A 7,015-nucleotide genomic window follows, 5' to 3' on the forward strand; every position below is an offset into this window, starting at 1 on the left:
AGGCCTTGGGAGTATTCTCCAAGTTCGCCATGGATGTCACGGTCACCTTCGCCGGCGTGCAGGTCTGCACCACCAACCTGCCTTCGTGGTACCCGCCGGTGGGATTCGGCGTGAAGCTGCCGGAGGTGGAACTGACGGTCGTGCTGTCGGCCGCCTTCTTCGCCGAGGTGGCGACCGTGCGCCACCCCTTCCCGGTGGGCGTGAGGCTGCAGGAGGTGGCGCTGGCCACCGCGGTGTTGCTGCCCCCGGTCGCCGTGGTGGCGACAGACGCCGTGTTGTACGACGGCATCCGCCATATGCTGTTCCTGATGCCGCCCCTGGCCGCCACCGCCGGCCTTGGCCTCAACGCCCTGATCACCCGCCTGCCGTCGCGCTGGCCGGGGAACACCTGGCTGCGCCCCTTCATGGCGGCGCTGCTGGTGGCCTGTGCCGCTGTGCAGGTCGGCTTCATGGCCCATCTGCATCCCTATGAGACCATCTGGTTCAACCGCTTCGTCGGTGGCGTGCGCGGCGCCGCACCCCGGTTCGAGTTGGACTACTGGGGCAGTTCCCTGTCCGAGGCGGCCAAGCGCCTGACCGACACCATGGTGAAGCTGGAAGGGCCGCAGGCCTTGACCCAGCCCTACCGCATCCGCGTCTGCGGTCCGCCCACCTCGGTGTTCCACTACCTGCCGCCGGCCTGGAAGCCGACGCGCCGCAACACCGGCCCGGTGGATTTCTACCTTGCCTTCACCCGCTGGGCCTGCAAGGAAATTCCCGCGGGCCAGGACATCGTGCGCATTGAGCGCGATGGCGAGGTTCTGGCCTACGTGCGTGACCTGCGGGAGCCGCCGCAGTAGGGCGCGGCCTCTGTACACGCCTCAACCGGTACTAGGACGCGACCGCGTCCGCCGGAGCGTTTTGGGAAGCGTAGCGGACTGAAACGCGAGGAAGCCAAGGCCACGGATGTGGCCGCCCGGCGATTGAGGGGCCTTTGATCGTCCAAGAGCAGAGGCATGAACAAGGGAGAGCGCCAGATGAAGCTGTTCGGCCTCGCGGGGTGGAGCGGTTCGGGCAAGACCACCTTGCTGGTCCAGCTGATCCCGGAACTGACGGGACGCGGCTACCGCGTCTCCACCCTGAAGCACGCCCACCACGATTTCGATGTGGACCAGCCGGGCAAGGACAGCCACCGCCATCGCGTGGCCGGCGCCACCGAGGTGCTGGTGGCGTCGGCCAACCGCTGGGCCCTGATGCATGAGCTGCGCGGGATGGCTGAGCCCACGCTGGCCGACCTGGTGGCCAAGCTGTCGCCGGTCGATCTGGTGCTGGTGGAAGGCTTCAAGCGCGACCCCATCCCCAAGCTGGAGATTTGGCGGGCGGAGAATGGGAAGGCGCCGCTGTTTCCCGATGATCCCACCGTCGTGGCGCTGGTGGCCGACGATCCCCTGCCGGTAGAGGCACCGGCCCGGTTGCGGCGCTTCCCCCTCGACGCGGTGGTGGACATCGCCACCTTCATCCTGGCCTATGTCGGCCTGCCGCCGCACGCCGCCTGAGGAGGGGCATCCCCATGCCGGGCGCCACCGATTGCTACATCGCCGACACCTTGCTCAGCGTCGACCAGGCGCGGGAGCGGCTGTTGCATGCGATCCAGCCAGTGGCGGGCGTGGCGGTGGTGTCCCTGGATGAGGCTGATGGCCGCGTCCTGGCGGCCGATGTGGTGGCGGAACACAGCCTGCCGCCCTTCGCCCAGGCGGCCATGGATGGCTATGCCCTGGACCATCGCGACGTGGCGGGTGGCCCCGGGCCGGTGCGCCTGCCCCTGTCGGCGCGGGTGGCGGCGGGCGACGCGCCCGGTCCCCTGGTGCCCGGTACCGCCGTGCGCATCTTCACCGGCGCTCCCTTACCGGCGGGCGCCGACACCGTGCTGATGCAGGAGGACGCGGTGCTGGACGGCGACGTCCTGCTGGCCCCGTCCGACCTCACCCCCGGCCGCCACTGCCGCGCGGTGGGGGAGGATATCGCGGCGGGTGCCCTGGCGCTGGCCGCCGGGCGGCGCCTGTCACCGCCGGCGCTGGCGCTGGCGGCGGCGCTGGGTTTCCAGGTGCTGGCGGTGCGGGCGCCGCTGACCGTGGCCCTGCTGTCCACGGGGGACGAGGTGCGGCCGGCGGGCACGCCCCTGGTTCCCGGCGCCATCCACGACGCCAACGGGCCGCTGCTGTCCGCCCTGCTGCGGCGGCTGGGGTGCCGGGTGCTGCCGGTCGGCATCGTCGGCGATGACCCGGATGCCCTTGAGGCCGCCTTGTCCGGTCTGAAGGCCGACCTGATCCTCAGCAGCGGCGGCGTCTCGGCGGGGGAGGAGGATCACGTCAAGACGGTGGTGGCGCGACTGGGGGGCATCGATTTTTGGCGCCTGGCGCTGAAGCCCGGCAAGCCGCTGGCCTTTGGTCATGTGGCGGGCACACCCTTCCTGGGCCTGCCCGGCAATCCCTTCGCCGCCTTCGCCGCCTTCCTGGCCCTGGGCCGGCCCCTGGTGCAGCGCCTGGCTGGGGAGGTGGTGGCCGACCCGCAGCGCCTCACCGCGCGCTGCGGCTTCAGCCATGCCCGGTCGCCGGGCAAGCGCGAGTATCTGCGGGTGGTCCTGCGGCAGGAGGATGGGGATACGGTCGCCCGCCTGGTCGGCGCCGGCGGCAGTGCGGCCCTGTCCTCCCTGGCCGCCGCCGACGCGGTGGCGGAGGTGGAGGACGCGCGCGACATCCTGCGCCCCGGCGATCCGCTGACGGTGATCCCGCTGCACGGGCTGTTCTGACGCGCGGCACGTCGGCCCTATGTTATCGATGTCATCTCCCCTATCATGGGCGCAAACAAAGCCCAGGGAGGGGACATGACCACGACGACCATCGTATCCATCATTCGCACCGCCGCCGCCGCGGCGCTGCTGTGCGCCGGCGCGGCCCACGCGGCCGACATGCCACCGCCGTCGCCCGTGGGGCCGGACGGCGGCGTCACCCTGCCGTTGGCGCCGGGCGGCCTCGTCCTGCCCTTCTCCTCCTACGCGTCGCCGGAGGCGCGGGACTGGTTCCGGCGCTATGCCGACGTGCACGCGCCGCCCATCACCGACGTGCCGGCCAGCCGTGTCTTCTATGACCGCATGAACAGCGACCGGGCGGATCGGCTGCGGGCCTTGTACCCCGTCACCGTGACGGACCAGGCCATCGGCGGTGTGCCCACCCAGGTGGTGGAGCCGGCCAAGGCGGTGGCTGCACCGGACCGGGTGCTGATCAACCTGCATGGCGGTGCCTTCCTCTGGGGGGCCGGCAGCGGCGGGTTGGTGGAGGCGGTGCCGGTGGCGGCGCTGGCCAAGGTCAAGGTGGTGACGGTGGACTACCGCCAGGGACCGGAGCATCACTTCCCGGCGGCCAGCGAGGACGTGGCCGCTGTCTACAAGGCCCTGCTGAAAACCTACAAGCCACAGAACATCGGCATCTACGGCTGTTCGGCCGGCGGCATCTTGACGGCGGAGGCGGTGGCTTGGTTCCAGACCCACGGGCTGCCCCGGCCCGGCGCCCTCGGCATCTTCTGCGCCGGTCTGCTGGATGCCGGCGGCGATTCCCTGGCCATGTCGGCGCTCTATGGCGGCCAACTGCCCGGTCCCGGCCTGCGCCTGATGGACCTGCCCTATTTCCAGGGCGCCGACGCCCAGGACCCGTTGGTGATGCCCGGCCTGTCGCGGGATGTGCTGGCCAAGTTCCCACCCACCCTGCTGATCACCGGCACCCGCGACTTCATGCTCAGCGACACCCTGCACAGCCAGGACCTGCTGGAGCGGGCGGGGGTGCGGGCCGAGCTGCATGTCTGGGATGGCATGGTCCACTCCTTCTTCTCCGATCCCGAATCGCCGGAGGCACGGGCGGCCTATGAGGTGATGGCCCGCTTCTTCACCCGTGAGCTGGGGGCGCCGGCCGGCGGGCGCTGAAGTGTCAGGCCACCAGCGCCAGCAGGGCCAGCAGCAGGAACAGGGTCTTGCGTATCGTCACGGGGGTCCCCCGGGTCATGGCCGCGTCAGGTGGGCGGCGGGCAAGAAGGGAGATAGGGCGGTCGCCCCTGAAACCGCCTCTGAAACCTGTGACATTCCGGTGGTCGTGGCGTCGGGCGGCATAAATCCGCCCAAATCGGCGCCGGCTCAGGGTTTGTGGCGCAGGATCCAGCCCGCCAGGTCGTCCAGCGGGGCCGGATGGCCGTCGCCGTCGCGAAAGCGCACGGTGGCGCTGTGGCCGGGCCAGGTGACGGTCAGGATGGTTTCCAGGGCGTCGGCATGGCCGGGGCCGGGGAAGCGGGCCGGCTGGGCCGCCAGGTCGGCTGCCTCCACCAGCCGGCGCAGGGCCTGGCGCTCCGCAGCACCCAGGCCGGCCACGTCCAGGCTGATGCCGGGCCGGCGCAAGGGGAAGGCGATGCCGCCCTGGCGTTGGCATTCGACATGGATGGGGGGCGGTTCGGTGGCGGTCATGGCGTGCAGGATGGCCTAAAGCCCGACCGCTTTCCAGGCGTCATCCACCGCCTTGGTGGCGGCGGACCCATGCTTCCCCGCCACTTCCCGCGTCGCGGCGGCCGCGTCCTTGAACTCCGACCACAGCTGCAGGCGGGTGGTCAGCGTCTCGTACCAGATGGCGCCCGCCACCTCCCACGCCTTGCCGCCGATGGCGGTGGCCGCCAGATAGAAGGCGTGGTTGGGGATGCCGGAATTGATGTGGACGCCGTAGTTGTCGTCCGAGCCGCTGTAATAGTCCTTCATGGTCGCCGGCTGCGGGTCCTTGCCCAGGTCCGGGTCGTCATAGGCCGTGCCCGGCGCCTTCATGGAGCGCAGCGCCGTGCGGTTGGTGCCGGCCTTGGGGATCAGCAGGCCCTGGCCGATCAGCCAGTCCGCCTTGTCCGCGGTTTCGCCGGCGGCGTACTGCTTGATCAGCGACCCGAAGACGTCGGAGAAGGACTCGTTCAGCGCGCCCGACTGGCTGGAATAGTCCAGGCCGGCGGTGAACTGGGTGACGCCGTGGGTCAGCTCATGGCCGATGACGTCCAGGCATTTGGTGAAGCGGTCGAAGATCTTGCCGTCGCCGTCGCCATAGACCATCTGCTGGCCGTTCCAGAAGGCGTTGTCGTAGTCGGTGCTGTAATGCACCGTGCTGTCCAGGCGCATGCCCTTGTTGTCCACGGAATTGCGCTTCAGCACGTCCATGTAGAAATCATAGGTCTTGCCGGCATAGTCGTAGGCCTCGTTGACGGCCAAGTCCTGGGTGGCCGCCTGCCCCTCCGACCGCACCAGCGTGCCGGGCAGGGTGCCGCCGTGCTGGGCGTCATAGATCGTGCGGCGCTTGGTCCCGGTGGCCAGGCCAGCGAAGGCGAACTGGTTCATGCTGTCGCGCATGCCCCGGATGCGGCCCTGGTGATAGAGGTTGTGCAGGGCCCGCTGGCGCTGGGCGGGGTCGGCGCTGTGCGTCGCGACATGTTCCATCATGTGCGGGGGAATGATGAAGCAGATGTGTGGGGGGCAACCGGCGTGCGGGCACATGGGCAAGGCTTTCGGCGCTGGGCTCAAGGGCCTCAAGCGTCGCACCGTCCCCAGCCGGCCGGAATATCCGACTCGGACATACCCACGACGGGGCCTAGCCTAACCCCTTGGACACAAGGCCGGCGGCGGCCGCCAGATCCTCCGCCGTGTTGACGTTGAAGAAGGGGTCCACCGGCCCGGCCGGGAAGTCGACCACCGCCAGCGGCTGGCGCGCCAGGAAGGCGCTTACCTTGCGCAGATCCTCCCCCACCAGGGATTGGCGCAGGGCCGGGGCCAGGCCCACGGGCCACAGCGCCACCACCGGATGGCGCTGACCGTTGGACGCGGCGCACGCCACGCCGCCGGGCGCGATGGCCGCCGCCAGGCGGGGGGCTAGGTCCCGGGGCAGGAAGGGGCAGTCCGCCGGCACGCTCAGCACATGGGTGTGGGTACCGGCGGCGAATTCCAGGCCCGCCAGCACGCCGGCCAGCGGCCCAGGATGGCCCGGCACCGTGTCGGCCAGGATGGGCAGTCCCTGGTCGTGATGGCGGGCGGGGTCGCCATTGGCGTTCAGGACCAGGCCCGCCACCTGTGGCTCCAGCCGCGCCCGGACATGGGCCAGCAGGGGCCGCCCCGCCAGCATCAGCCGCGCCTTGTCCACCGCGTGGTCCTCGCTGCCGCCGAAGCGGCGGCCCAGGCCCCCGGCCAGGATCAGGCCCAGGATGGTCATGTCGCTCACGGGGCGACGGGGGCCGGGCTCATCTCGGCGTCTCCCCCGGCGTCGGCGTGGCCTTGGGCGGCGGTTTGGTCTCGGCTGGCTTCTCCGCCGGCTTGGCTCCAGGGGGTTTCGCCTTTTCCGGCGGCGCGTCGAAGCGCGGGGAGCGGGCCAGCATCCGGCCCTTGTCCAGCGCGTGGGACAGCACCAGCGATTCCAGGGTGCCGGCCGGCTGGTCCGGGTTCAGGTCCAGCGTGTCCTTGTTGAGGGCGTAAATGGTGAAGACATAACGGTGGGTCTGCCCCGCCGGCGGGCAGGGGCCGCCATAACCCTTGGGGCCGAAGTCGTTCAGCGCCTGGAGCGCCCCCTTGGGCAGGCCCTGGCCGTCGGCGGCCCCGGCGCCCGCCGCCAGTCCGTGGACGCCGGCCGGGATGTTGAACACCATCCAGTGGCGGAAGCCCTTCTTGACGTCGGCATCCATGACGATCAGGGCGAAGCCCTTGGTGGTCGGCGCCTCACCGCCCCAGCGCAAGGCGGGGGAGATGTTCCGGCCGCCGCAGCCGTCGCGGTCCCAGGCTTGCGCCAGGGTCAGGGTGCCGTCGGCCGCCAGGTCGGGGCTGTTCAGCCACATGCCGGCCTGGGCGCCTTGGGCCGTCAGCTGACAGCCAGGGCCAGGGCTCCCCGCAGGCGCCGCGTGGGCCGCGCCATGGCTCAAACCTTCTCTGTCATGCGCCGTTCCGGCAGGGGGCGCTTCACCCGGGGCAGGTTCTCGCCCA

7 protein-coding genes and 1 pseudogene are annotated in these 7,015 nt (G+C 70.8%); 4 read left to right on the plus strand and 4 right to left on the minus strand.

The annotated features are described in order from the left end of the window. The 4 genes and pseudogenes from I55_RS37325 to I55_RS22465 form a co-directional block, all read left to right on the plus strand. Positions 1-839 (plus strand): annotated as a pseudogene (locus I55_RS37325) (hypothetical protein); the annotation flags it as partial. A gap of 177 nt (positions 840-1,016) precedes the next feature. Next, complete coding sequence (mobB, locus tag I55_RS22455) at positions 1,017-1,535, plus strand: molybdopterin-guanine dinucleotide biosynthesis protein B (protein ID WP_044562824.1); 519 nt, start codon at positions 1,017-1,019, stop codon at positions 1,533-1,535. Between the two features lie 14 nt (positions 1,536-1,549). Further along, the gene (glp, locus tag I55_RS22460; RefSeq protein WP_044562825.1) at positions 1,550-2,788 is read left to right on the plus strand and encodes a gephyrin-like molybdotransferase Glp; all 1,239 of its coding nucleotides are present in this window, start codon (positions 1,550-1,552) and stop codon (positions 2,786-2,788) included. Between the two features lie 75 nt (positions 2,789-2,863). After that, the gene (locus I55_RS22465) at positions 2,864-3,955 is read left to right on the plus strand and encodes an alpha/beta hydrolase (protein ID WP_049974395.1); all 1,092 of its coding nucleotides are present in this window, start codon (positions 2,864-2,866) and stop codon (positions 3,953-3,955) included. A gap of 207 nt (positions 3,956-4,162) precedes the next feature. Here the strand turns inward: I55_RS22465 and I55_RS22470 are convergent, their stop codons facing one another. The 4 genes from I55_RS22470 to I55_RS22485 form a co-directional block, all read right to left on the minus strand. Then, positions 4,163-4,486 carry a protealysin inhibitor emfourin gene (locus I55_RS22470; protein WP_044562827.1) on the minus strand — a complete coding sequence of 108 codons (324 nt, stop codon included), beginning with the start codon at positions 4,484-4,486 and terminating at the stop codon, positions 4,163-4,165. A 15-nt stretch (positions 4,487-4,501) separates the two neighbouring features. Continuing rightward, positions 4,502-5,491, minus strand: a complete 990-nt coding sequence (locus I55_RS22475; RefSeq protein WP_083901336.1) for a M4 family metallopeptidase — start codon at positions 5,489-5,491, stop codon at positions 4,502-4,504. 148 nt (positions 5,492-5,639) lie between these two features. Then, positions 5,640-6,254, minus strand: a complete 615-nt coding sequence (mobA, locus tag I55_RS22480; RefSeq protein WP_199902686.1) for a molybdenum cofactor guanylyltransferase MobA — start codon at positions 6,252-6,254, stop codon at positions 5,640-5,642. Between the two features lie 28 nt (positions 6,255-6,282). Then, positions 6,283-7,015: YbhB/YbcL family Raf kinase inhibitor-like protein (locus I55_RS22485; protein WP_252181269.1), on the minus strand; the 733-nt coding region annotated here is incomplete at its 5' end.

The sequence above is a fragment of the Azospirillum sp. B4 genome, from assembly GCF_000333275.1.
Taxonomy (GTDB): Bacteria; Pseudomonadota; Alphaproteobacteria; order Azospirillales; family Azospirillaceae; genus Nitrospirillum.